26 protein-coding genes and 3 tRNA genes are annotated in these 22451 nt (G+C 72.1%); 23 read left to right on the plus strand and 6 right to left on the minus strand.

Annotated features, from left to right (window positions below):
• Window positions 1-122 precede the first annotated feature (122 nt).
• The 14 genes from ABZ564_RS00300 to ABZ564_RS00365 all read left to right on the plus strand — a co-directional run bounded on the left by ABZ564_RS00300 (window position 123) and on the right by ABZ564_RS00365 (window position 12637).
• Window positions 123-554 carry an NADH-quinone oxidoreductase subunit A gene (locus ABZ564_RS00300; RefSeq protein ID WP_360847078.1) on the plus strand — a complete coding sequence of 144 codons (432 nt, stop codon included), beginning with the start codon at window positions 123-125 and terminating at the stop codon, window positions 552-554.
• Window positions 545-1186 carry an NADH-quinone oxidoreductase subunit B family protein gene (locus tag ABZ564_RS00305; RefSeq protein WP_360847081.1) on the plus strand — a complete coding sequence of 214 codons (642 nt, stop codon included), beginning with the start codon at window positions 545-547 and terminating at the stop codon, window positions 1184-1186. Before ABZ564_RS00300 ends, ABZ564_RS00305 begins: the two co-directional genes overlap by 10 nt.
• Complete coding sequence (locus tag ABZ564_RS00310; RefSeq protein ID WP_360847085.1) at window positions 1183-2514, plus strand: NADH-quinone oxidoreductase subunit C; 1332 nt, start codon at window positions 1183-1185, stop codon at window positions 2512-2514. Before ABZ564_RS00305 ends, ABZ564_RS00310 begins: the two co-directional genes overlap by 4 nt.
• Complete coding sequence (locus tag ABZ564_RS00315) at window positions 2511-3479, plus strand: complex I subunit 1 family protein (RefSeq protein WP_360847088.1); 969 nt, start codon at window positions 2511-2513, stop codon at window positions 3477-3479. The genes ABZ564_RS00310 and ABZ564_RS00315 overlap by 4 nt, the downstream gene beginning before the upstream one ends.
• Window positions 3479-4066 carry an NADH-quinone oxidoreductase subunit I gene (locus tag ABZ564_RS00320; RefSeq protein ID WP_360847091.1) on the plus strand — a complete coding sequence of 196 codons (588 nt, stop codon included), beginning with the start codon at window positions 3479-3481 and terminating at the stop codon, window positions 4064-4066. The genes ABZ564_RS00315 and ABZ564_RS00320 overlap by 1 nt, the downstream gene beginning before the upstream one ends.
• Entirely contained in the window at window positions 4066-4713 is a 648-nt protein-coding gene (locus ABZ564_RS00325; RefSeq protein ID WP_360847658.1) for an NADH-quinone oxidoreductase subunit J, read from the plus strand. Before ABZ564_RS00320 ends, ABZ564_RS00325 begins: the two co-directional genes overlap by 1 nt.
• Window positions 4713-5144, plus strand: coding sequence for an NADH-quinone oxidoreductase subunit NuoK (gene nuoK / locus ABZ564_RS00330; protein ID WP_360847094.1), 432 nt, complete (start codon window positions 4713-4715; stop codon window positions 5142-5144). Before ABZ564_RS00325 ends, nuoK begins: the two co-directional genes overlap by 1 nt.
• Entirely contained in the window at window positions 5141-7141 is a 2001-nt protein-coding gene (locus tag ABZ564_RS00335; RefSeq protein ID WP_360847097.1) for an NADH-quinone oxidoreductase subunit L, read from the plus strand. The genes nuoK and ABZ564_RS00335 overlap by 4 nt, the downstream gene beginning before the upstream one ends.
• Window positions 7142-7168: 27 nt before the next feature.
• Complete coding sequence (locus ABZ564_RS00340) at window positions 7169-8719, plus strand: NADH-quinone oxidoreductase subunit M (RefSeq protein WP_360847661.1); 1551 nt, start codon at window positions 7169-7171, stop codon at window positions 8717-8719.
• Window positions 8716-10233, plus strand: coding sequence for an NADH-quinone oxidoreductase subunit N (locus tag ABZ564_RS00345; protein WP_360847099.1), 1518 nt, complete (start codon window positions 8716-8718; stop codon window positions 10231-10233). Before ABZ564_RS00340 ends, ABZ564_RS00345 begins: the two co-directional genes overlap by 4 nt.
• Before the next feature lie 118 nt (window positions 10234-10351).
• Window positions 10352-10816, plus strand: a complete 465-nt coding sequence (gene mscL, locus ABZ564_RS00350; protein WP_360847101.1) for a large conductance mechanosensitive channel protein MscL — start codon at window positions 10352-10354, stop codon at window positions 10814-10816.
• Window positions 10817-11010: 194 nt separating this feature from the next.
• Entirely contained in the window at window positions 11011-11874 is an 864-nt protein-coding gene (gene htpX / locus ABZ564_RS00355) for a zinc metalloprotease HtpX (protein ID WP_360847103.1), read from the plus strand.
• Window positions 11871-12263 carry a YccF domain-containing protein gene (locus ABZ564_RS00360; protein ID WP_360847105.1) on the plus strand — a complete coding sequence of 131 codons (393 nt, stop codon included), beginning with the start codon at window positions 11871-11873 and terminating at the stop codon, window positions 12261-12263. Before htpX ends, ABZ564_RS00360 begins: the two co-directional genes overlap by 4 nt.
• Window positions 12264-12364: 101 nt before the next feature.
• Window positions 12365-12637, plus strand: coding sequence for a GlsB/YeaQ/YmgE family stress response membrane protein (locus ABZ564_RS00365; protein ID WP_360847107.1), 273 nt, complete (start codon window positions 12365-12367; stop codon window positions 12635-12637).
• Here ABZ564_RS00365 and ABZ564_RS00370 read toward each other — a convergent pair.
• From ABZ564_RS00370 to ABZ564_RS00380, 3 genes are all read right to left on the minus strand, one after another.
• Window positions 12631-13299, minus strand: coding sequence for an alpha-ketoglutarate-dependent dioxygenase AlkB (locus ABZ564_RS00370; RefSeq protein WP_360847110.1), 669 nt, complete (start codon window positions 13297-13299; stop codon window positions 12631-12633). The genes ABZ564_RS00365 and ABZ564_RS00370 overlap by 7 nt on opposite strands.
• Entirely contained in the window at window positions 13299-13805 is a 507-nt protein-coding gene (locus ABZ564_RS00375) for a methylated-DNA--[protein]-cysteine S-methyltransferase (RefSeq protein WP_360847113.1), read from the minus strand. The genes ABZ564_RS00370 and ABZ564_RS00375 overlap by 1 nt, the downstream gene beginning before the upstream one ends.
• 146 nt (window positions 13806-13951) lie before the next feature.
• A complete protein-coding gene (locus tag ABZ564_RS00380) occupies window positions 13952-14440 on the minus strand; it encodes a YajQ family cyclic di-GMP-binding protein (protein ID WP_018519335.1) in 489 nt (162 codons plus the stop codon).
• Window positions 14441-14655: 215 nt separating this feature from the next.
• On the opposite strand from ABZ564_RS00380, the gene ABZ564_RS00385 reads away from it, so the two are divergent.
• A tRNA-Tyr gene (locus ABZ564_RS00385) sits at window positions 14656-14737 on the plus strand.
• A gap of 48 nt (window positions 14738-14785) precedes the next feature.
• Here the strand turns inward: ABZ564_RS00385 and ABZ564_RS00390 are convergent.
• Complete coding sequence (locus ABZ564_RS00390; RefSeq protein WP_360847116.1) at window positions 14786-15442, minus strand: SDR family oxidoreductase; 657 nt, start codon at window positions 15440-15442, stop codon at window positions 14786-14788.
• A gap of 34 nt (window positions 15443-15476) precedes the next feature.
• Window positions 15477-16730 carry an amidohydrolase family protein gene (locus ABZ564_RS00395; protein ID WP_360847119.1) on the minus strand — a complete coding sequence of 418 codons (1254 nt, stop codon included), beginning with the start codon at window positions 16728-16730 and terminating at the stop codon, window positions 15477-15479.
• Between the two features lie 214 nt (window positions 16731-16944).
• Between ABZ564_RS00395 and ABZ564_RS00400 the strand changes: the two genes are divergently transcribed.
• The 8 genes from ABZ564_RS00400 (at window position 16945) to ABZ564_RS00435 (ending at window position 21727) form a co-directional block, all read left to right on the plus strand.
• A tRNA-Thr gene (locus ABZ564_RS00400) sits at window positions 16945-17017 on the plus strand.
• Between the two features lie 45 nt (window positions 17018-17062).
• A tRNA-Met gene (locus tag ABZ564_RS00405) sits at window positions 17063-17135 on the plus strand.
• An 88-nt stretch (window positions 17136-17223) separates the two neighbouring features.
• Window positions 17224-17388: a 50S ribosomal protein L33 gene (rpmG, locus tag ABZ564_RS00410; RefSeq protein WP_003956487.1), complete on the plus strand. Its 165-nt coding sequence runs from the start codon at window positions 17224-17226 to the stop codon at window positions 17386-17388.
• 130 nt (window positions 17389-17518) lie between these two features.
• Window positions 17519-17971 (plus strand): MaoC family dehydratase N-terminal domain-containing protein, encoded by a 453-nt coding sequence (locus ABZ564_RS00415; protein ID WP_360847122.1) that lies wholly within the window; start codon window positions 17519-17521, stop codon window positions 17969-17971.
• The gene (locus ABZ564_RS00420) at window positions 17971-18399 is read left to right on the plus strand and encodes a MaoC family dehydratase (protein ID WP_360847125.1); all 429 of its coding nucleotides are present in this window, start codon (window positions 17971-17973) and stop codon (window positions 18397-18399) included. The genes ABZ564_RS00415 and ABZ564_RS00420 overlap by 1 nt, the downstream gene beginning before the upstream one ends.
• Before the next feature lie 134 nt (window positions 18400-18533).
• A complete protein-coding gene (locus ABZ564_RS00425) occupies window positions 18534-19082 on the plus strand; it encodes a helix-turn-helix domain-containing protein (RefSeq protein ID WP_360847664.1) in 549 nt (182 codons plus the stop codon).
• 75 nt (window positions 19083-19157) lie between these two features.
• Window positions 19158-20600, plus strand: a complete 1443-nt coding sequence (locus tag ABZ564_RS00430) for a DHA2 family efflux MFS transporter permease subunit (protein ID WP_360847128.1) — start codon at window positions 19158-19160, stop codon at window positions 20598-20600.
• A 71-nt stretch (window positions 20601-20671) separates the two neighbouring features.
• Window positions 20672-21727, plus strand: coding sequence for a UDP-N-acetylmuramate dehydrogenase (locus ABZ564_RS00435; RefSeq protein WP_360847131.1), 1056 nt, complete (start codon window positions 20672-20674; stop codon window positions 21725-21727).
• Window positions 21728-21749: 22 nt separating this feature from the next.
• On the opposite strand, the gene ABZ564_RS00440 is transcribed toward ABZ564_RS00435, so the two are convergent.
• Entirely contained in the window at window positions 21750-22385 is a 636-nt protein-coding gene (locus ABZ564_RS00440; protein ID WP_360847134.1) for an NAD(P)H-binding protein, read from the minus strand.
• Between the last annotated feature and the right edge of the window lie 66 nt (window positions 22386-22451).

The raw sequence follows: 22451 nt of genomic DNA on the forward strand, positions 1-22451 counted from the left end.
ATCCCCACCCGCGCCCCCTCGTTCCCCGTCCGTTGCCCGACGCAACTGCTTACCCGTCCTTTACAGGGCCTAGACTCCCGTGCGTACAGATCGTCGAACGGGTGAGGGAGCGAGGGGCGGACGTGGCCGACGTGACGGACCTTCCTGGTGCGGCATCGACTCCGGCGCGGACCGTGCTCGCGTCGTCGGACTACTTCCACGGCTACTCGGTCGTCGGACTGCTCGCCGTGATCGGCGTCCTGTTCGTCGCGGTCGCCTTCGGAGCCGGCCGGCTGCTGCGCCCCGTGGTCCCGACGCCGGAGAAGCTCCTCACGTACGAGTGCGGCGTGGACCCCGTCGGCGAGGGCTGGGCCCACACCCAGGTCCGGTACTACGTCTACGCCTTCCTGTACGTGATCTTCGCCGTCGACTCGATCTTCCTGTTCCCCTGGGCGACCGTCTTCGCGGCGCCGGGATACGGCGCGACGACGCTGGTGGAAATGTTCATCTTCCTCGGTTTCCTGGCCGTGGGACTGCTCTACGCATGGAAGAAGGGCGTCCTCGAATGGACGTGACGAGCCCGTCGTCCGCCGGCGCGGGGGACGAACCCGCCGCCGTACCCACGTTCCTCCCGGAACCGAAGCGCCTGGGCGTCCTGTCCCGGCTCGCCCCGGAACCGATGAAGGTGGTCCTGAACTGGGGCCGCCGCTACAGCCTCTGGGTCTTCAACTTCGGACTCGCCTGCTGCGCCATCGAATTCATCGCCGCCTCCATGGCGCGCCACGACTTCATCCGGCTCGGCGTCATCCCCTTCGCCCCGGGCCCGCGCCAGGCCGACCTCATGATCGTCTCCGGCACCGTGACGGACAAGATGGCCCCCGCGGTGAAGCGCCTGTACGAGCAGATGCCCGAGCCCAAGTACGTCATCTCCTTCGGCGCCTGCTCCAACTGCGGCGGCCCGTACTGGGACTCGTACTCCGTGACGAAGGGCGTCGACCAGATCATCCCGGTCGACGTCTACGTCCCCGGCTGCCCGCCCCGCCCCGAGGCGCTGCTCCAGGGCATCCTGAAGCTCCAGGAGAAGATCGCGCGCGAGTCGCTGGGCGAGCGTTACGCCACGGCCGCGGGCGCCCGCCCGTCGACGGCGGCGCTGCGCAGCGGCCTGGTGACACCGCCGCCGGCCGTGGGGGAGGGCGAGGAGAAGTGACCGCCTCCGCCGCTTACGACCGGCTTCCGGACGCCGTCACCGAGATCTTCGGCGAGGACGCCACGGCGGAGCAGGCGTACGACCTGCTGACGGTCGACGTCCCGCCCACCGCCTGGATCACCGCCCTGGAAACCGCGCGCGACGCCCTCGGCTGCACCTACTTCGACTGGCTGAGCGCGGTGGACGAGCCGGGCACGGGTTTCCGCGTCTGCGCGCACGTGGCAGCCCTGCCGGAGGCCGGGTCCGGGGCGGGGGCCGGCGTCCGGCGGCTGCTGCTCCGCACGACGGTGCCGCACGAGGCGCCGCTACTGCCGACGGCGATCGGCGTGTACGCGGGCGCCGCCTGGCACGAACGCGAGACGCACGAGATGTTCGGCGTCGGCTTCGAGGGTCACCCGCACCTCGTCCCCCTGCTCCTGCCCGAGGGCTTCGAGGGCCACCCCCTGCGCAAGGACTTCGTCCTGGCCGCCCGCGTGGCGAAGGCCTGGCCGGGCGCGAAGGAACCGGGCGAGTCGGAGCACGGCGGCCCGAAGCGCCGCACCATGCTCCCCCCGGGCGTCCCGGACCCGAACGAGTGGGGCCCCCTCAAGGGCCAGCTCCCGCCTGCCCCGGCCCGCCCGGCGCGGGCGGCGAGGGCTGCGGGCGACCGCCCGCCGCGTCGCACCCGGACGGCGGGGGAGGCGACGCCGACGACGCCGGAGGCACCGGGTTCTCCGGAGGCGCCGGGTTCTCCGGAGGCGCCGGGTTCTCCGGAGGCGCCGGGTTCTCCGGAGGCGCCGGGTTCTCCGGAGGCGCCGGGTACTCCGGAGGCGCCGGGTACTCCGGAGGCGCCGGGTACTCCGGAGGCGCCGGGTACTCCGGAGGCGCCGGGTACTCCGGCGGAGCAGGCCGCTGCGCCGCGTCGTACCCGCACGGCGGCCGAGGCGACCCCGGGCGCCGCCCCTGCGGCCCGCCCGCGCCGCAGCCGCAGCGCGTCCCAGGGCTCGGCGAGCCAGCGGGAGGCGCCTTCGGCACCGGAGGAGGGGGCGTCGGCGGGGCCCTCGGCGTCGGCCGGGCCTTCGGCGTCGGCTGAGCCCTCGACATCGGCTGAGCCCTCGGCGTCGGACGCGCCGTGGCACAACGCACGCCCCACGTTCGACGAGCCGGACGCCCGGTCCTCTCAGCCCCTCCGGCCTTTGAGGAGCGGGAGCACGGGGGCGGAGCCCCCCGTTCGAGAAGGGGCGGGCGGGCGAGAGGCCCAGCGCAGCGACACCCCCACCCCCGACGACGCCCACGCCGAACCCACGCCCGACGACCCCACCCCCGACAACGGAGGCGATCCCGAGTGAACGACGCACTGGACGTCGCCCTCCGCATCGTCGTCGTCTTCGCCGTCTTCATGGTCCTCCCCCTCGTGGTCGGCCAGACCGAGCACAAGGTGATGGCCCACATGCAGGGCCGCCTGGGCCCCATGTACGCCGGCGGTTTCCACGGCTGGGCCCAGCTCGTCGCCGACGGCGTGAAGTTCGCGCAGAAGGAGGACATCGTCCCCGCCGGCGCCGACCGCAAGGTCTTCCGCCTCGCGCCGGCCGTCGCCCTGCTCCCGTACCTGCTCGTGCTCGTCGCGATCCCGGTCGGCCCGGGGGAAGGCGCGGTCGGCCAGGTCATCGACGCGGGGATCTTCTTCGTGCTCGCGGTGATGGGCGTGGGCGTACTCGGCTCGCTGATGGCCGGCTGGGCGTCGGCCAACAAGTTCTCCCTGCTCGGCGGCCTCCGCACCGCCGCCCAGCTGCTCGCGTACGAGCTGCCGATGCTGCTCGCCGCCGCCTCGGTGGCGATGGCGGCCGGCACGGTGTCGCTGCCCGGCATCCTCGACGCGTTCGAGTGGTGGTGGCTGCCCTGGCAGATCATCGGCGCCCTGGTCTTCTTCGTGGCGGGACTCGCCGAACTCCAGCGCCCGCCGTTCGACATGCCGGTCGCCGACTCGGAGATCATCTTCGGCGCGTACACCGAGTACACCGGCCTCCGCTTCGCGCTGTTCCTGCTCGCCGAGTACGCCGGCATCGTCGTGCTGTGCGGACTGACCACCGTGCTGTTCCTCGGCGGCTGGCACGGCCCGCTGGGCGCCGACGGACTCGGCTGGGTCTGGACCCTGCTGAAGACCGGCATCCTGGCGTTCGTCGTGATCTGGCTGCGCGTGAGCTACCCGCGCCTGCGCGAGGACCAGCTGCAGAAGCTCGCCTGGACCACTCTCATCCCGCTCGCTCTCGCGCAGATCGCGCTCACCGGCATCGTGAAGGTGGCGATCAACTAGTGCCCCCGATCCCCGGCTCAGGTCTGGCCAAGGGCCTCGCCGTCACCCTGCGGACGATGACGAGGAAGACCGTCACCGCCCAGTACCCGGACGTGCAGCCCGAACTCCCGCCCCGCTCCCGCGGCGTCATCGCGCTGTTCGAGGAGAACTGCACCGTCTGCATGCTCTGCGCCCGTGAGTGCCCCGACTGGTGCATCTACATCGACTCGCACAAGGAGACGGTGCCCGCCGCGGTGCCGGGCGGCCGCGAACGCAGCCGCAACGTGCTGGACCGCTTCGCGATCGACTTCTCGCTCTGCATGTACTGCGGCATCTGCATCGAGGTGTGCCCGTTCGACGCGCTGTTCTGGTCGCCGGAGTTCGAGTACGCGGAGACGGACATCCTCGACCTCACCCATGAGCGCGACAAGCTCCGCGAGTGGATGTGGACGGTTCCGGAGCCGCCCGCCCTCGACCCGCGCGCCGAGGAGCCGAAGGAGATCGCCGCCGCCCGCAAGACGGCCGACAAACTCCGTGCCCAGCAGGAGCAGGAGCAGGAGCAGGAACGCGCCGCGACGGACGAGACGGACAAGGGGGGACAGGAGTGATCACCGCCACCGCGGCGGCCGCGACCGCCCACCCCGGCTTCCTCTCCCCGACCGGCGTCGAGATCGCCTTCGTCCTCGTGGGCGTGGCCACCCTCGGCGCGGCCCTGGTGACCGTCACGACCAGGCAGCTGGTGCACGCCGCCCTCTGGCTGATCGTGGCGCTCGGCGGCCTCGCCGTCGAGTACCTCCTGCTCACGGCGGAGTTCATCGCCTGGGTGCAGGTACTGATCTACGTGGGTTCCGTCGTCGTCCTCCTCCTGTTCGGGCTGATGCTCACGAGGGCCCCGATCGGCCGCTCCCCGGACGCCGACTCGGAGAACCGGTGGGCCGCCCTCGCGGTGGCCGCCGCCTCGGCCGGCACCCTCGTCTGGGTCGTCGTGGACGCGTTCCGCACGACGTGGATCGAGCTGGACGGGCCCGCCCAGGGCTCCACGAAGGCCACCGGCTCCTTCCTCTTCCGGAACTGGGTGCTCCCCTTCGAAGCACTCTCCGTCCTGCTGCTCGCCGCCCTGGTCGGCGCGATCGTCCTCTCCCGCAAGGGCCGGGCCGCCGCGTCCGGGGCCGCCGCGTCCGGGGCCGCCGCGTCCGGGGCCGCCGCGTCCGGGGCCCCCGCCTCCGCCGCCGCACCCCGAGAGGACAAGCGCTGATGCACCTCGCCTATCCCGCCGTGCTCGCCGCCCTCCTCTTCTGCACCGGGCTGTACGGAGTCCTCGCCCGCCGCAACGCGATCCTCGTCCTGATGTCCGTCGAGCTGATGCTCAACGCCGTCAACCTCAACCTGGTCGCCTTCGACGTCTGGCTCCGCGACCGCCTGCACTCCGGCCAGGCCCTCACTCTGTTCACCATCGCCATCGCGGCGGCGGAGATCGGCATCGGCCTGGCGATCGTCCTCGCCGTGTACCGCAACCGCGGCAGCTCCGCCGTCGACCGCCTCCGCGACACCGCGGAGACCGACGAGGCCGAGACCGTCCCGGCCGGCGACGACGAGGGCGACGACCCCGCGGGCACCGGCGCCCGCCCCGAAGACCAGGCCACTGCTGCGGCAGGGAAGGCAAAGAAGGCAGAGGCCACCGCGTGACCACCACGACCCTCGCCGTCCTCGTCCCCCTCCTCCCGTTCCTGGGCGCGGCGGCCGGTCTGCTCACCGGCCGCACCGCGCCCGGCTATGTCCGCCCGCTCGCCGTCCTGCCCTCCCTCGCCTCGCTCGTCCTCGCCGCCGTCGTCGCCGGGCGCCAGGGCGGCGGCCGGGCCATCGACGCGGCGACCCAGCTGACCCCCACCGGCTCCGTCCCCATCGACCTCGCACTGCACCTCGACGGCTTCGCCGTCCTCGTCGCCGTGCTGGTCGCCCTCGTCGCGAGCTGCGTGCAGATCTACTCGACCGCGTACCTGCGCGACGACCCCCGCTACCCCTCGTACGCGGCGCTCGTCTCCCTCTTCACCTCCGCGATGCTGCTCGTCGTCTACTCCGGCGACCTGATGGTGCTCCTGGTCGGCTGGGAGGTCATGGGCATCTGCTCGTACTTCCTGGTCGGCCACTACTGGGAGACGCCCGAGGCGCGCGCCGCATCGCTGAAGGCGTTCCTGGTCACCAAGCTCGGCGACGTCCCCTTCCTCATCGGCCTGTTCGCGCTCGCCGCCGACGCCGGTTCCTTCCGCATCACCCGCGTCCTGGGCGCCGTCGCCCACGGCGGCCTCGATCACCCCACCCTCATCGCGCTCCTGCTCCTGGCCGGGGTCGCGGGCAAGTCCGCGCAGTTCCCCCTGCACACCTGGCTGCCCGACGCCATGGCCGGCCCCACCCCCGTCTCGGCGCTGATCCACGCGGCGACGATGGTCGCCGCCGGCATCTACTTCGTGGCCCGGCTCCTCCCCGTCTTCGCCGCGTCCGGCGCCGCCCTCACCGTCCTCGCCGTGATGGCGGCCGTCACGATGATCGGATCCGGGCTCGCCGCCCTCGCCCAGGACGACATCAAGCGCGTCCTCGCCTACTCGACCATCGGGCAGCTCGGCTACATGTCCGGCGCCCTGGCCGTCGGCGACCGCGGCGCCGCCGTCTTCCACCTCGTCTCGCACGGTGCCTTCAAAGCCGTCCTCTTCCTCGCGGCCGGCGTCGTCATCCACGCCGCCGGCACCAACTCACTGGCCGCCATGTCCCGGATGAGCGGCCTCGCCCGGCGCATCCCGGACGCCTACTGGACGATGACCGTCGCGCTGCTCGCGCTGGCCGCCATCCCCCCGTTCGCCGGCTTCTTCTCCAAGGAAGCCGTCCTCGTCGCCGCCGAGCACACCGCGCTCGGTGACCGGCACGTCGCCCCCGCCGCCGCCGGCTGGACGGTCCTCGTCGCCGGCCTGCTGGCCGCCGTGCTCACCGCCGCCTACGCCACCCGGCTCTGGCTCCTCGCCTTCCGGGGCCGGGGCGCCGAGGCCCCCGACCACGGCAGGCAGCCCATCGCCATGACCGCCGTCCTGTGGGTGCTGGCCGTCCCGACCATCGCCCTCGGGCTGACCGTCGGCGTGATCGGCGACTGGTTCGACGGCCACCGCCTCGTCCCCTCGCTGACCACCGCCGTCCTGTCCACCGGGGTCGGCCTCGTCGGCGGCCTGGTCACCTACGGGGCCTGGCGCCACACCACCGCACTCGCAGCCCGCGTCCCCATGGGTTCGGTCGTCGCCCACCCCGACGCGGAACCGGCCCTCGTCGAGATCGAGGCCATCGAGGCCCGCACCGCCGCCTACGGCCCGGCCGGTGACGCCCCCGACCCCGCCGACCCCGGGCGCCTGCTGCTCGGCCCGCTCCACCGCCACGCGGCCACCGGCTTCCACCTCGACGCCCTGTACGCGGCGCTGTTCGTCCGCCCCGTCCAGGCCGCCGCACGCCTCATCCGCTTCCTGGACCGCGAGGTCGTCGAGACCTACGTACGCGGCTCCGCCACCGGCGCACGCTGGCTCGGCACCGCCGTCCGCCGCGCCCAGACCGGCAACGTGCAGACCTACCTCAGCGCCCTGCTGGCCGGTTCCCTGGTCCTGGCGGTCGCCGCCGTCGTCTTCGCCAACGTCAACGCGGGGTCCTGAGCCGTGATCGATATCAGCGCATCCGTGATGCAGTTCCTTCTGGCGTTCGTCGTCGTCGTCCCGCTCATCGGCGCCGTCGCCGCCCTGCTCCCCGCCCCGCCCGGGCTGAAGGGCCGCAGCCCCGACCAGGCCGTGCTTCGCCACGGCGTGACCGTCACCGGGGTCATCCTCCTGGCGACCCTGGTGCTGGCCGCCGGCTTCGACCACGACCACCCGTCGAAGATGCAGGCCAGCACCGACATCAGCTGGATTCCGGCGCTGGACGTACGCATCCACCTCGGCATCGACGGCATCTCGCTCCCCCTGCTCGTACTGACCGCGCTGCTGACCTTCCTCTGCGCGCTCCACAGCTACTTCAAGCTCCCCGACGGCCCCTCCCCGAAGGCCTTCGTCGCGCTGGTCCTCGTCCTGGAGTCCGGCACCCTTGCCACCTTCGCCGTCCTCGACCTGATCCTGTTCTTCCTGGCGTTCGAGATGGTGCTCATCCCGATGTACTTCCTCATCGCCCGATGGGGCGGTGCGGGGAGGCAGGCCGCTGCCTGGAAATTCATCCTCTACACACTGCTCGGCTCGGTCGTCATGCTGCTGGGCCTGCTCCTCATCGGACTGAAGAGCGGCACCTTCGACATGGTGGCACTCGCCACTGACAACGGCCGCGGGCTCACCTCGTCCGTGCAGGTCACCGCCGTTCTCGCGATCGGCATCGGGCTCGCCGTGAAGACCCCGATGTGGCCGCTGCACAGCTGGCTGCCCGACGCCCACACCGCCGCCCCGACCGTCGGTTCCGTGCTCCTCGCGGGCGTCCTGCTGAAGATGGGCACGTACGGGTTCGTCCGCATCCTGCTCCCGGTCGCCCCCGACGGGATGCACACCTTCGCCCCGTACCTCGCGGCCTTCGCCGCCGCCGGGATCGTCTACGGGTCGCTCGCCTGCCTGGCCCTCGCCCGGCCCGGCGCCAAGGGCGACCTGAAGCGGCTCATCGCGTACTCCTCCGTCGGCCACATGGGCTTCGTCCTCCTCGGTATCGCGAGCATGACCCCCACCGGCGTCAACGGCGCGCTCTTCGCCAACATCGCCCACGGGCTCATCACCGGCCTGCTGTTCTTCCTGGTCGGCGCGGTCAAGGACCGGTACGGCACCGCCGACCTCGACACCCTCGCCGGGGCCACCGGTGCCGCGCTCTACGGCCGCGCGCCCCGACTCGGCGGCCTCCTCGCGTTCGCCGCGGTCGCCTCCCTCGGCCTGCCCGGCCTGGCCGGCTTCTGGGGCGAGATGCTCGCCCTGTTCGGCGCGTTCGACCCGGCCGCGGGGCTGAGCCGGCCCGCCTTCCTGACGTTCATGTCCGTCGCGGCGTTCGGCACCCTGCTCACCGCCGCGTACCTCCTGATCGTGGTCCGCCGCGTCTGCATGGGTGCGCCCCCCGGCGAACCGCGGCCCATCGCCGACGTGCAGAGCTACGAATTCGCCGCCTGGACCCCCCTCGCGGCCCTCACCGTCCTCGCCGGCCTGTGGCCCGCCGTCCTCCTCGGCCTCACCGACCCGGCCGTGCAGAAGCTCCTCGCGGGAGGCAAGTCGTGACCACAGCGGCAGAGAGCACCACCAGCCTCGTCCAGTCAGTCGACTGGCTCGCGATCGCGCCCCCGGTCACCGTCGCGGCCGTCGCCCTCGTCGTCCTGGTCGCCGACCTCTTCGTCCCCGAGGCCCGCAAACCGCTCCTCGGCCACGGGGCCGTCGCCGGACTCGTCGCCGCGCTCGCCCTGATCATCCCGCTCCACGAGGGCGACCGCTCCACCTTCTGCCTCACCGACGGCAGCCGCGCCTGCAGCTACACCGCCGATCACTTCACCCTGGTCATCCAGGCCCTCGTGCTCGGCGGAGCCCTGCTCACCGCGCTGCTCTCCATCGGCGACACCCGTAAACTCCCGGCCGGCGAATTCTGGTTCCTGCTGCTGTCGTCCGCCGCGGGTGCCGCGCTGCTGCCCGCGGCCCGGGACCTCGCCACCCTGGTCATCGCCCTCGAAGTCGCCTCGCTGCCCGCCTTCGCCCTCGTCGGCATCAAGCGCGGCGACCGGCGCTCCTCCGAGGCCGCGCTGAAGTTCTTCCTGTCGTCGGTCGTCGCCACCGCCGTGATGCTCCTGGGCGTCAGTTTCGTGTACGCCGCCACCGGCACCCTCCACCTCACCGACCTGGCCGGCCGCCTCGGCCACGTCGACCCCCGGCTCTCCACCCTCGCCGGGGCGGGCGTCGCCCTGACCCTCGTCGGCTTCGCCTTCAAGACGGCCGCCGCGCCCTTCCACTTCTGGGTGCCCGACACCTACGTCGGCGCCCCCCTGCCCATCGCCGCCTACCTCTCGGTGGTCGGCAAGGCGGTCGGCTTCTCCGGCCTCATCCTCGTCACCGTGGTCGCCTTCCCGGCGTACGCGGACGTGTGGGGCCCCGCCCTCGCGGTCCTCGCCGCGCTCACGATGACCGTCGGCAACGTCGCCGCGCTGCGCCAGAACGCCTCCCGCGCGCGCAGCGCCGTACGCCTGCTCGCCTGGTCCTCCGTCGCCCAGGCCGGGTACCTGCTCGTCCCCGTAGCCGCCGCCGCGTACGCCGGGGACCGCCGGATCGGCTCCACCGTCGCGTACGCCCTGATGTACGCCGTCGTGAACCTCGGCGCGTTCGCGGTGGCCGCCCTGGTCGCCCGTACCCACCCCGGCAACCGCCTCGACGACTACCGCGGCCTGTACGCCACCCGCCCCCTGGCCGCCCTCGCGCTGGCCTTCTTCCTGCTCTGCCTGGCCGGCCTGCCGCCGGGCATCATCGGCCTGTTCGCCAAGGTCACGGTCTTCTCCGCCGCCGTCGACGCCGGTCTCGGCTGGCTCGCCGTCGTGATGGCCGTCAACGTCGTCGTCGCGCTGTACTACTACCTCCGGTGGACGGCCGCCCTCTTCCGCGCGCCCGAGGAGACGGAGGAGACCGTGCCCGCCGTACGGCACCGCGTCCCGGCGTCCCTGACCGCGGCGATCGTCCTCACCGCCGCCGCCGGAGTCGCCTTGTCGGGCGCCCCGCAGACCGTCCTCGGATTCGCCGCCGACAACCTCTTCTGACATCGATCGCCTGTTCGAGTGGCGGCAAGATCGGTTTGCCCCGGGCCGCCCGCACAGGGCAAGGTCGGGGCCGCGCGACGCGGTACGACGTTCACATCACCACAGAGGAGCCAGAGCAGTGCTGAGCGGGTTCAAGGACTTCATCCTGCGCGGAAACGTCATCTCCATGGCGGTCGGTCTCGCCGTCGGAGCCGCCTTCACCGCGGTCGTCACCGGCTTCAGCAACGCTTTCATCGTGCCGCTGATCGGGATCATCACGCGCGGCACCGGCGACTTCAGCAATGCGCACTTCACGGTCGACGGTGTGAAATTCCCGTACGGCCTGTTCATCGCCGCCGCGATCGCCTTCCTCATCACCGCCGCGGTCCTCTACTTCGGCGTCGTCATGCCGATGGCCAAGGTCCAGGACCGCTTCACCGCCAAGAAGGCGGACGAGCCGGTCGACATCAAGGCCGCCCTGCGCGACTGCCCCCGCTGCTACACCCCGATCCCGGCCATCGCCTCCCGCTGCGCCCACTGCACCAGCGAGGTCGAGCCCGACCCCGAGGCCCTGGCACTCGCGAAGCTCCCCGCCCAGCACTGAGCGCGCCGCGCCCCCTCCACCCGTACGGCCCAGAGCCCGCCCTCGCGCGCACGGCCGGGACGACCGGGCCGTCCGACCGTCCGCACCAGGGAACTCGCTCTCCTCGCCTGGCGTTGACCAGTACGGGAGGCTCCACTGGGAGTGGAGCCCGACCCAGCAAGGGTTCCCCTGCTGCAGGATTTGGAGGGCGTACCGTGCACCGCCGGCACAACGGGCTGAGAACCGCCGTACTCCTCGGGGGCCTGTCCGCACTCATCATCGTCATCGGCAGCTTCTTCGGACGTACGGGCCTGATCGTCGCCCTCGTGGTGGCGGTGGGCACCAACGCCTACGCGTACTGGAACAGCGACAAGCTGGCGCTGCGGGCCATGCGCGCCCGCCCGGTGAGCGAGTTCGAGGCGCCCCAGCTCTACCGCATCGTCCGCGAGCTCTCCACGTCCGCCCGCCAGCCCATGCCCCGCCTCTACATCTCCCCGACCCAGGCCCCCAACGCCTTCGCGACCGGCCGCAACCCGCGCAACGCGGCGGTCTGCTGCACCGAGGGCATCCTGCGGCTCCTGGACGAACGGGAGCTGCGCGGCGTCCTCGGTCACGAGCTGAGCCACGTCTACAACCGGGACATCCTGATCTCGTCGGTCGCCGGCGCCCTGGCCTCCGTCGTGATGTTCCTGGTCAACTTCGCCTGGCTGATACCGGTCGGCCGCTCCAACGACGACGAGGGCCCGGGCCTCCTCGGCATGCTGCTGATCATGATCCTGGGACCGCTCGCCGCGTCCGTCATCCAGCTGGCCGTCAGCCGCTCCCGGGAGTACGAGGCGGACGCCTCGGGCGCCAGACTGACCGGCGACCCGCTGGCCCTGGCCGGCGCCCTGCGGAAGCTGGAGACCGGCACGCAGCAGCTCCCGCTGCCCCCGGAGCCGCGGATCGAGACGGCGAGTCACATGATGATCGCCAATCCCTTCCGCGCGGGGCGGGGTATGTCCAAGATGTTCTCGACCCACCCGCCGATGGCGGAGCGCATCGCCCGACTCGAGAAGATGGCAGGTCATCGCCCATGAAGACAATCCTGAACGTCATATGGCTGGTCCTGTGCGGCTTCTGGATGTTCCTCGGCTATCTGCTCGCGGGCCTCCTGCTGTGCATCACGATCATCGGCATCCCGTTCGGCCTGGCGGCCTTCCGGATCGGCCTGTACGCCCTGTGGCCCTTCGGCCACCGGGTCGTCGACCGCCGGGACGCGGGCGCACCGTCCTGCGTGGGCAACGTGCTCTGGGTGATCCTCGCCGGCTGGTGGCTGGCGCTCGGTCACATCACCACGGGCGTCCTGCTGTGCATCACGATCATCGGCATCCCCCTGGGCATCGCGAACTTCAAGCTGATCCCGGTCTCCCTGATGCCCTTCGGCAAGGAGATCGTCAGGACCGACGAGCAGTTCGCCGGCTGGTAGGAGCCCCCGGCCCCACGCCCCGCCGCAGCCCCTTCGTGCAACCGTCCGTCCCTCACGGACGTCTTGGATTCCAGGACAGAGGGACGGGTAGGTTCGCACGCATGACCATTATCGGCTGGATCATTCTCGGGCTCGTCGCCGGCGTCATCGCCAAGATCCTGCTGCCGGGGCGCGACCCCGGCGGCCTGGTGGGCACGACCCTCATAGGCATCGTCGGCGCCTTCCTCGGCGGCTGGATATCGTCGCGCTTCCTGGACCGCGAGATCACCAAGGACTTCTTCGACCCGTCGACCTGGGTCGCGGCCATCGGCGGCTCACTGGTCCTGCTGATCGCCTACCGGCTGCTCTTCGGCGACTCCCGCGAACGTCACTGACGCCCGGCCCCCAACCCCGTCTCACGCAACGTCACATTGAGCCGGCCGCCGCTCATCCCCGTCCCGGGAGGGGCGGTGCCGGGCCGGACCGACGGCACCCCGTGGAACGCCCGGCGCGACGGCCCGCCGAACACGAACAGGTCCCCGGACGCCAGCTCCACGTCCGTCCAGGGCCTGCCCCGGCCCTCCGCGTTGCCGAAGCGGAAGACACACGTGTCGCCGATGCTGAGCGACACCACGGGCGCCCCGGACCGCTCCTCGTTGTCCCGGTGCATGCCCATCCGGGCCGTGCCGTCGTAGAAGTTGACCAGCGCGGCATCCGGTTCGTACGCCTCCGCGCCGCCCTCGGATCCGTACGCCTCCGCCACCGCCGCCCGCCCCAACTCCGCCAGCCACCCCGGGAAGGGGGCCACCGGCGCGCCGTTCACGTCGTCCGCCGTACGCGAGTAGCGGTACGGCTGCCAGTGCCACCCCAGGCACACCGTCCGCACCGACATCACGCCCCCGCCCGGCAACGCCGTGTGCCGCAGCGGTACGGGCCCCCGCGCCCACGCGCGGCACGCTGCCACCAACTCCCGCTGCCGCTCCGGCGGCAGCCAGTCGGGCACATGTACCGCCCCCGGTGCCACGACCGTGCGCGGCCGGGGGAAGAGCCCGTCCATCAGCGCGCGGCCAGGGCGCCTTCGAGCCCCAGCAGCCGCTCCTTGCGCTCCAGCCCGCCCGCGTACCCGCGCAGCGCGCCGTCCGCGCCGATCACCCGGTGGCACGGCCGCACGACCAGCAGCGGGTTGCGCCCGATCGCCGTGCCCACGGCCCGCACCCCGGCCCCGCTCGCGCCGACCCGCCCGGCGATCTGCCCGTAGGAGACCGTCTCCCCGTACGGAACGGCGTCCAGCGCCGCCCAGACCCGCCGCTGGAACTCCGTGCCCCGGCCCTCCGCGTACACCAGCTCGAAGCGCGTCCTGCGCCCCTCGAAGTACTCCCGCAGCTGAGCGGCCGCCCCCGCGAAAGCCGAAGGCGCGTGCACCCAGCCCTCCTGGACCACCGCGGCGCCCTTCTGGCCGGGCAGGGAGAGCGAGGCGAGCGCGATGTCCGCCGTGCCGGGGACCTCCTCCCCGACCAGCAGCAGTTCACCCAGCGGGCTGTCGACCGTCGCGTACATGGTCATGGCTGGTCCCTCTCCTCGTCCGCGCGACCGGCCGGAACGCCGACCGCCACGGACCAGTCTGCTGCGCCCGAACCCGCGCGACCGGCGGTATCCGGACATGCAGTCCGGGTGCGGAACGAAGCGCTCCGCGCCCGGACCGCAGTGTTCTAGCGGTAGTTCGCGAACTGGACGTCGAAGTCGAAGTCCTGGGCCTTCAGCAGGGCCTGTACGGCCTGCAGGTCGTCCCGGCTCTTCGAGGTGACCCGCAGCTCCTCGCCCTGGACCTGGGCCTTGACGCCCTTGGGGCCCTCGTCGCGGATGATCTTCGCGACCTTCTTGGCGTTCTCCTGGGAGATGCCCTCCTGGATCGAGGCGAACAGCTTGTACTCCTTGCCGGACAGCTGCGGCTCACCGGCGTCCAGCGACTTCAGCGAGATCCCGCGCTTGATCAGCTTGGACTGGAAGATGTCGAGGATGGCCTTGACCCGCTCCTCGCCGTTCGCCTGCATCAGGATCTTCTCGCCGGACCACGCGATCGACGCGTCCGTGCCCTTGAAGTCGTAGCGGGTGGAGATCTCCTTGGCGGCCTGGTTGAGGGCGTTGTCGACCTCCTGCCGCTCGACCTTCGAGACGATGTCGAAACTGGAGTCGGCCATGACGTGTGGCTCCTTGGATCGGGGGTGCTGGAAAGGAAGTGCCTGGCGCAGCGGCCGCGTGACGCGCGGGCCCTGCCGCCCGGCAAAGCCTAGCCACCCGGGGCCGTGCGGGCCTCCGAACAATCCGGTGGCGTAGCACCCTCGGTCATCAGGTATTGTTTACGTCGTTGCCAGAGAGCACCGCGGGAAAGCGGGACTCGAAGGCGGCATCCCTTGGCGGTGTGCCCGAGTGGCCAAAGGGAGCAGACTGTAAATCTGCCGGCTCAGCCTACCCAGGTTCGAACCCTGGCGCCGCCACGAGCAAGGCCCCCGTCCTCCGGACGGGGGCCTTCTTCGTTGTCCGGGTCAGTTCCCGGCGATGTCCTTCACCGCGACCGCCAGCGGCACGTTGCCCGAGATCAGCTCGAGGGTCAGGCCCGCCGTGGCCGGGGTGTCCAGCAGCTCCACGAGCGCCGCCGCCACGTCGTCGCGCGGCACCGGGCCCCGGCCCGTCGACGCGGCGAGCAGGACCTGGCCGGTGCCCGCGTCGTTGGTGAGCATCCCGGGCCGCAGGATCGTCCAGTCGAGTCCGGACCTGGACCGCACGTCCGCGTCCGCCGCCCCCTTCGCCCGCAGATACACGTCGAACACCTCGTCCCCGGGGTGGTCCGGGTCGGCGCCCATGGCCGAGACCACCACGTAGCGCCGCACCCCCGCCCGTTCCGCCGCATCCGCGAACAGCACGGCCGCACCCCGGTCCACGGTGTCCTTGCGGGCCGTACCGCTGTCGGGGCCCGCACCGGCCGCGAAGACCGCCGCGTCGGCGCCGCGCAGTACCTCGGCGACCTCCTCGACCGTGGCCGATTCCAGGTCCAGCACCACCGGTTCGGCGCCCGCCGCCCTCAGGTCCTCGCTCTGTCCGGGATTGCGGATGATGCCGGCCGCCTCATCCCCGCGTGCAGCGAGCAGCCGCTCCAGCCGCAGCGCGATCTGACCATGTCCACCTGCGATGACAATGCGCATGCAATCGACGGTACGCCGGAGCGCGCCGCGACGCTCACGGCCCGCCGGTGGATTCCGGCCGTCCCTGGCGGGGCAGCCCGGGCCCGCCGGCCTCCGCGCCGCAGTACTCGCGCACCGCGCTGGTGCGGGCGACCACCCGGCCCCGGTGCACCACGATCCGGCTGTACGCCAGCGACAGCGCCCCGGCGAGCCCTTCTCCGCGTACGGCGAGCAGTTCGGCGGGGAAGCCCGCCTCGACACGGACCTCGGGGAGCCCCATGACGTGCCGGGCCTCGGCGGAGATCGCCGCGTAGGCGTCCGCGGGGCGCAGTCCGCCGTGCGAGACCAGCAGGAAGGCGGCCTCCAGCGGGTCGCCGCGCCCCACCGGGTTGGCCGGGTCGCGCAGGGCCCCGCCGCCGGCCGCGACCCGGACGCCGGCGTCGCGCAGCAGCCGTACGGGGGCGGCGCCCCGGTGTTCCGCGCCGCAGCAGGGGCCCTGGGGGAGGCAGGTCACGCTCACGCCGGCCGCGGCCAGCCGGCCCGCGATCCGGGCCGCCGCGTCGTCGGGGAGGCGGGAGAGGCCGGCACAGGGGCCGATGGTGACCTCCTGGCGCAGACCGCCGGCCAGGGCGGCGAACCGGGCCAGCCGGGCGGGGTCGTCACCGTCCGTGTGCAGGTCCACGGGGCAGCCGTGCTCGGCGGCGATCTCCAGGACGGCTTCGACGTATCCGGACGGGTCCGGGTCGAGGTCCGGGCAGCCGCCGACCGCGCCGGCGCCCATCTTCACGGCGTCGCGGAGCATGGCCAGGTTGCCCGCCCCGGCCACGCCGGTGAGCAGCCGGGGGACGGCGACCGGAGTCAGCTCGGCCAGGCCGCGCAAGGAGCGCCGGGCCTGCAGGACGGCCTCGAGCGCCGCCAGGCCCTGTATGTCGCCGATCCGTACGTGTGAGCGCAGGGCCGTCGCCCCGTGGCCGAGCTGGAGCAGCGCGGCCTCCGTGGCGCGCCGCTGGACGTCCTCGGGGTGCTGGGAGGCGGGGCCGGCACCGTCGGCGGTGAGGGCGGTGTCGCTGTGGGCGTGCGGTTCGGCGGGCGCGGGGAGCAGCAGGTGGCCGCGGAGGTCGAGCCGGGCGCCGGGGGCGGTGAGGCTGCCCGCGGTGCCGACGGCCTCGATACGGCCGCCGCAGACCCGTACGTCCACGACGCGGCCGTCGGCGAGGCGGGCGCCGCAGAGGGTCAGTGCGGAACTCTCCGGGCCGCCTGCGGTCTCGGCCGCGTGGTCGTCGGGCTGCCACGGCTGGCTGTCGGGCATCGCGCTCCTGGGAAGGGGTCAAGATCACGCAGAGTGAGTAGAGCCTAGGGGTGTGCCCGGCCCGGTTCGAGGAGGAGCGCAATAGTCGTACCGGTGAGGCCTTGCTGATCAGCGGTGTGAGGGGGTCCGGAGCCGGGTACGGGGCGGGGTCGGCCGGTGGCCGGGAAACGGATTTGGGCGATCGGCGACTGAGCGTGTAATGTCTTCCTCGCTCGCCCCAATAGCTCAGTCGGTAGAGCGTCTCCATGGTAAGGAGAAGGTCTGCGGTTCGATTCCGCATTGGGGCTCTGGTGATCGGGAAACCCCGCTTCGGCGGGGGGCCTCGTCATCAAAGCGGTGTAGCTCAGTCGGTAGAGCAAGCGGCTCATAATCGCTGTGTCACCGGTTCAAGTCCGGTCACCGCTACTAAAAGTAGCCGATTGTGGGGTCGGTCCTTCGATCGGCTACTCTTTTCTGCGTTCATCCGTCCATCGTCCGTCCAAGGAGCACTCACGTGGCTGCCACCGACGTCCGCCCGAAGATCACGCTGGCCTGCGTGGAGTGCAAGGAGCGGAACTACATCACCAAGAAGAACCGGCGTAACAACCCGGACCGTCTTGAGATGAAGAAGCACTGCCCGCGCTGCAACTCGCACACTGCGCACCGCGAAACGCGCTGAATCAGGCTCGTACACGAGGCCGTCCCCTCCGGGGGGCGGCCTCGTGTCGTTGTGCGGGTTTGCCGTTGAATGGGGCCGGATGCCGTCACAGGCCGGCCCAGTCGTTCTTTCATCAGGAGGTTGCGAGTTCATGGCGCTCGACCAGTCCTTCGTGGGACGGACCTATCCGCCCACCGCGCCGTACGAGGTCGGACGGGAGAAGATCCGCGAGTTCGCCGAGGCCGTGGGCGACGCCCACCCCGCGTACACCGATCCCGAGGCCGCCCGGGCGCTCGGCCACGACGACGTGATCGCGCCGCCGACCTTTGTGTTCTCGATCACCTTCAAGGCCGCCGGTCAGGTCATCGAGGACCCCCAGCTGGGCCTGGACTACAGCCGGGTGGTGCACGGCGACCAGAAGTTCGTCTACGTCCGCCCGGTGCGCGCGGGGGACCGGCTGTCGGTCACCTCGACGATCGAGGCCGTGAAGTCGATGGCGGGCAACGACATCCTGGACGTCCGCGGCGAGGTCCACGACGAGTCCGGTGAGCTGGTCGTGACCGCCTGGACGAAGCTGGTGGCGCGCGCCGCCGAGGAGGCGTGATGACGGCGAAGGTGAGTTACGAGGCGGTCGAGGTCGGTACGGAGCTGCCGGCGCGGTCCTTCCAGGTCACCCGGGCGACGCTCGTGCAGTACGCGGGTGCCTCGGGCGACTTCAACCCGATCCACTGGAACGAGCGCTTCGCGCGCGAGGTCGGGCTGCCCGATGTGATCGCGCACGGCATGTTCACGATGGCCGAGGCGATCCGGGTGGTCACGGACTGGGCCGGTGATCCGGGCGTGATCGTCGAGTACGGCGTGCGCTTCACGAAGCCCGTCGTGGTCCCCGACGACGACAAGGGTGCGCAGATCGAGGTCAGCGGCAAGGTGGCCGCCCTGCTGGACGACCGGCGGGTGCGGGTCGACCTGACGGTCATGAGTGACGGCAAGAAGGTCCTGGGCATGTCCCGGGCCGTGGTGCAGCTCGCCTGAAACCGGCGCGGACAGCCGAGGTGAGGGGCACGGTCCAGGGGGCCGTGCCCCTCACCCGTAGCCCCCCGCAACTCCTCCCCGTGTCCTGCTTGACGAAGTTAGTGATTGAGTACTAACTTAACGGCATGGCAAGGATGAGTGCAGAGGAGCGACGCGAGAGCGTCATCCGCGCGGCGATCACCGAGTTCGCCCGCGGTGGGTACAGCGCCACCTCCACCGAGGTGATCGCCAGGCGTGTGGGTGTCTCGCAGCCGTACCTCTTCCGCCTCTTCCCCAGCAAGCAGGCGATGTTCCTCGCGGCGGCGGGGCGCTGCCTGGCGGACACCCGGCGGGTCTTCGAGGAGGCCGCCGAGGGGCTGGAGGGCGAAGAGGTGCTCCACTCCATGGCCAGGGCCTACCAGCGGCTGATCGCCGACGACCCCGACAAGCTGCTGATGCAGATGCAGGTCTACGCGGCCGTCGCCGCCGCGGAGGCGGCCGGTGATCACGCTTTCGGCGAGTCGGTGCGGGCCGCCTGGCTGGAGCTGTTCGACTCCGTCAACCTCGCGCTCGGCGCCGAGGTGGACGGCGCCACCACCTTCCTCGCGTACGGCATGCTCGCCAACACGCTGACCTCGCTCGGCTTTCCGGCCGGACACCGGATGTGGTCCGGGTTCTACGCCTCCGCTCAGCCGGTCGACTGAAACGTCCCACCCGGGCCCGGCCCGGTTTTCTGCCCAGAAAAGTTAGTAATCAATAACTAACCCTCAGGGGGAAAAGTGAATCAGCGAACGACCGGCCGCGCGGGAGCGGCCTGGGCCCTCGTCATCACCAGCGTCGCCGGTTTCATGGCGGCCCTCGACAACCTCGTCGTCACCACCGCCCTGCCGTCCATCCGCGAGAGCCTCGGCGGAGAGATGGAGGAGCTGGAGTGGACGGTCAACGCCTACACGCTCACCTTCGCCGTCCTGCTGATGTTCGGCGCCGCCCTCGGTGACCGCTTCGGCCGCCGCCGGCTCTTCCTCGCCGGGCTCACCGTCTTCACCGGCGCGTCCGCCGCGGCCGCCCTCTCGCCCGGCATCAACGAGCTGATCGCCTTCCGCGCGGTCCAGGGCGTCGGCGCCGCGATCATGATGCCGCTCACGCTCACCCTGCTCACGGCCGCCGTGGAACCGGCCCGCCGCGGCATGGCGCTCGGCATCTTCAGCGCCGCGACCGGCCTCGCCGTGGCCGGCGGGCCCCTGATCGGCGGCAGCCTCACCGAGCACATCTCCTGGCAGTGGATCTTCTGGCTCAACGTGCCGGTCGGCCTGCTCCTGCTGCCCCTCGCCCGCTTCCGCCTCGCGGAGTCGTACGCCCCCGGGGCCCGGCTCGACATCCCCGGCACCCTCCTGGTCAGCGGCGGCCTCTTCGGCCTCGTCTACGGCCTCGTCAACGCCAACGCCGAAGGCTGGACCAGCCCGACCGTCCTGACCTCGCTCCTCGCCGGCACCGCGCTCATCGGCGCCTTCGTCCGCCACGGCTTCCGCGGCCGGAAGCCCATGCTGCCCATGCGCCTCTTCCGGGACCGCGGCTTCTTCGGGATCAACATCTCCAGCATGCTGATGTACCTCGGGATGTTCGGCTCGATCTTCCTGCTCAGCCAGTACCTCCAGGGCGTCCTCGGCTACTCGCCCACCGAGGCCGGGCTGCGGATGCTGCCCTGGACCGGGATGCCGATGCTCGTCGCACCCATCGCCGGGATGCTCTCCGACCGGTTCGGCGGCCGTCCGGTGGTCGTCACGGGTCTCGCCCTCCAGGCGGCCGGACTCGCCCTGTTCGCCCTGGCCATCGCCCCGGACGCCTCCTACGTCTCGCAGCTGCCCGGCCTGATCGTCGGCGGCATCGGGATGGCCCTGTACTTCGCACCGGCCGCCGGCCTGGTGATGTCCAGCGTCCGCCCCGGGGAGCAGGGCATCGCGTCCGGCGCCAACAACGCCCTGCGCGAGGTCGGCGGCGCCCTCGGGGTCGCCGTGCTCACCACCGTCTTCGCCTCACAGGGCGGCCTCGGCTCCGCGCAGTCCTTCACGGACGGCACCGTGCCGGCGGTCTGGATCGGCTCCGCAGTCGTCGCCCTGGCCGCGCTCGTCGCCCTGATGATCCCCGGCCGCCGCGCCGCCGGAGCGCCCGGGCCCGCCCAGGAGACGGCGCAGGCCGCGGAGCAGGTCTCCGTACCCGCCTGACGCGTTCCGTGCCCGCGATACGGTCCGTGGCCCCGCCCAGCGGCGGGGCCACGGACCGTACTCTTGTCCCCGTGCAGGAACTTCACGACGCTCCCCTCGCCCCCCTGACCACCTTCCGGCTCGGCGGCCCCGCCACCCGCCTCCTCACCGCCACCACGGACGCCGAGGTGGTCCGGGCCGTGCGCGAGGCCGACGACAGCGGCACCCCGCTCCTGGTCATCGGCGGCGGCAGCAACCTGGTCATCGGGGACAAGGGCTTCGAGGGCACCGCCCTGCGCATCGCCACCAAGGGCTTCGTGCTGGACGGCGGCGCCCTGGAACTGGCCGCGGGCGAGGTCTGGACCGACGCCGTCGCCCGCACGGTGGAGGCCGGCCTCGCGGGCCTGGAATGCCTGGCAGGTATCCCCGGCTCGGCGGGCGCCACCCCGATCCAGAACGTCGGCGCGTACGGACAGGAGGTGTCCTCCACCATCACGGAGGTCGTCGCCTACGACCGCCGCACCCGGGAAACGGTCGTCCTGCCCAACTCCGAGTGCGCGTTCTCCTACCGGCACAGCCGCTTCAAGGCCGAACCCGACCGGTACGTGGTGCTGCGCGTCCGCTTCGGCCTGGAGGAGTCCGGCGGACTCTCGGCGCCCCTGAAGTACCCCGAGACCGCGCGGGCCATGGGCGTCGAGGAGGGGGAACGCGTTCCCGCGGCAGCCGCCCGCGAAACCGTGCTCCGGCTGCGCGCCGGCAAGGGCATGGTCCTGGACCCCGAGGACCACGACACCTGGTCGGCCGGGTCCTTCTTCACCAACCCGATCCTGGAACAGGCCGAGTTCGACGCGTTCCTGGCCCGGGTCGCGGACCGGCTCGGCCCCGAGGCCGCGCCCCCCGCCTTCCCCGCCGGCGAGGGACGCACCAAGACCTCCGCGGCCTGGCTCATCGACCGGGCCGGCTTCACCAAGGGCTACGGCACCGGACCCGCCCGCATCTCCACCAAGCACACGCTCGCCCTCACCAACCGGGGCGCGGCGACCACGGAGGACCTGCTCGCCCTCGCCCGCGAGGTCGTCGCCGGGGTGCACGCGGCCTTCGGCGTCACCCTCGTCAACGAACCGGTGACCGTGGGCGTGAGCCTGTAGTTCCCGCGGGGGCGGGGCCCGCTCAGTACGCCACGCCCACGCCCTGCCTCACCGCCGCCGGGTCGTCGGTCAGCGCCAGCATCGCGTGCGCCACGTCGGCCCGGGAGATGGACCGGCCGCTGCGCGGATTACCGCCCACCACCGTCCGGTAGGTGCCCGTCAGCGGCCCGTTCGTGAGCTTCGGCGGGCGTACCGACGTCCAGTCCGTGGCCGACGCCGCGAGCGCCGCCTCCATCGCGGTGAGATCCGCGTACACCTCCTTGAGGACCGCGCCGATCACCGAGAGCATCATCCGGTCCAGCAGCGGCTCGTCGGCGGGCGCCGGGGCGACCGGGGCGGCGCTGACCACCAGCAGCCGCCGGGTGCCCTCCGCCTCCATGGCCGTCAGCACGGCGCGGGTCAGCCGCTCGGCGATCCCGTCAGCCTTCCGGCCCCGCGGGCCGAGGCCGGAGAGGACCGCGTCCCGGCCGGCCACCGCCCCGCGCAGCGCCTCCGGGTCGTCGACCCGGGCGGCGGTGTGCACCGTGACGTCCGGGAGCGGGACGGCGAGCCGGGCGGGATCGCGGACCACCGCCGTCACCTCGTGCCCCGCGGCCACCGCCTGGCGGACGATCTCCTGGCCGATACCGCCCGTCGCACCGAACACCGTGAGCTTCATGGCACACCCCTCCCCAGGTGGGTAAGTATTCACTCACCCCTAGGGTGGGTGGGTACTCACCCACCC

Source organism: Streptomyces sp. NPDC019224, from assembly GCF_040632605.1.
Lineage (GTDB): Bacteria > Actinomycetota > Actinomycetes > Streptomycetales > Streptomycetaceae > Streptomyces.